The sequence below is a fragment of the Leisingera sp. F5 genome (assembly GCF_001593695.1).
The window spans coordinates 1-1,578 of the sequence record NZ_LUKH01000843.1; the positions used below are offsets into that span (position 1 = coordinate 1).

Consider the following 1,578-nt stretch of genomic DNA (forward strand, 5'->3'; position numbering starts at 1 on the left):
ATATTAAAGGTGGCAACCCGCAGCGTGTCCTGCGGCGGTCGATTGAGCATCCGGTCTCTCCAGGCCTGTCCTGAGTTTGGCGCAGGACGCATCTGAAACACAACTGTCATCCCGCCGCAGGCGTGGCCGGGGGGGGGCTGCCCGCCCCCTCTTGAGCCTGCGGCTCAATTCACCCCTGGAGGTTTTTGAAATCAGAAAGAAGCGGATCAGGTCCCGCAGAAGGTCGCCTGCACCACTTCTTCCGGTGCGGGCGGGCGTTGCAGATCCGTGTGTTCCGGCTGGTCCGCAAAAGGGTTGGTCAGAACCGTATTCAGCCGGTGAAACAGCGCAAAGTCACCTGCCACGGCGGCGGCAATCATCTCTTCGATGCGGTGGTTGCGCGGGATGAAGGCCGGGTTGGCAGCCCGCATCACGGCCTGCGGGTCCGGCTCCTCCGCCAGCCGCGCCTGCCAGCCTTCAGCCCAGGTATCAAAAGCCGCCGGATCGGTGAACTGATCCCGTGCCGTGCCCTTAGCCAGCGCGCTGAAACTGTTGGTGAAATCGCTCTGGTTTTCCGCCATCCGCTCCAACAGGCCAGTGACCAGCTCCAGGTCATTTTCCTGCGTCGTAGTGATCCCCAGCTTGGCTCGGAACCGGGTCAGCCAAGCCTCTTCGGTCAATTGCGGCATCGAATGCACGATTTCGGTCGCCTCCTCGACGCCTGCCTGCGGGTCGTCCAGCTGCTGGATCAGCGCGGTCGCCAGCTGTGCCAGGTTCCAAACCGCTATTGAAGGCTGATTGGCATAGGCATAGCGCCGCCCCCGGTCGATCGAGGAAAACACCGTATGCGGGTGGTAGACATCCATGAAGGCGCAAGGGCCATAGTCGATTGTCTCGCCCGAGATTGCGGAATTGTCGGTGTTCATCACACCATGGATAAATCCCACGCCCATCCAGGCCGCAATCAGCTTGGCCTGCGCATCGCGCACCGCACGCAGCAGCCCCATGGCACCATCCGCTTCCGGGTAATGGCGGCCAATCGCGCAGCCCGTCAGCTGCCGCAGGCTGTGTTTGTCGCCGCGCGCCGCGAAGATCTGAAACGTCCCCACCCGCAGATGGCTGGAGGCCACCCGTGTCAGCACCGCACCGGGCAGAGCCCCTTCGCGCCAGACGGTCTCGCCGGTCTCCACCGCCGCCAATGCGCGGGTGGTGGGGATGCCAAGCGCATGCATCGCCTCGCTGACCACATATTCGCGCAGCACCGGCCCCAGCCAGGCACGGCCATCGCCGCCGCGGGAATACGGCGTGCGGCCCGAGCCCTTCAGCTGGATGTCGCGCCGTTTGCCGTCCGTTCCGACAGTCTCACCCAACAGGATCGCCCTCCCGTCGCCAAGCTGCGGATTATAGGTTCCGAACTGGTGCCCGGCGTAGATCTGCGCCAGCGGATCAGCTCCCTCCGGCACCAGGTTGCCGCCAAAGACCTCCGCCATCTCCGCCGCGTCGCCCGGGCTTATGCCCATCACCCGGGCCAGATCCTCGTTGAAGGCAATCAGCCTGGGCGCCTTCACCGGTTGCGGCACCAGTTTGGAGTAGAACTGC

At 64.2% G+C, this 1,578-nt stretch carries 1 protein-coding gene; it reads right to left on the bottom strand.

Annotation, left to right across the window (positions count from 1 at the left end; translation table 11 throughout):
• Positions 1–206: 206 nt before the first annotated feature.
• Positions 207–1,578, bottom strand: a 1,372-nt coding sequence (locus tag A2I95_RS36645) for a YdiU family protein (protein WP_291737403.1), incomplete at its 5' end; no start/stop codon positions are given.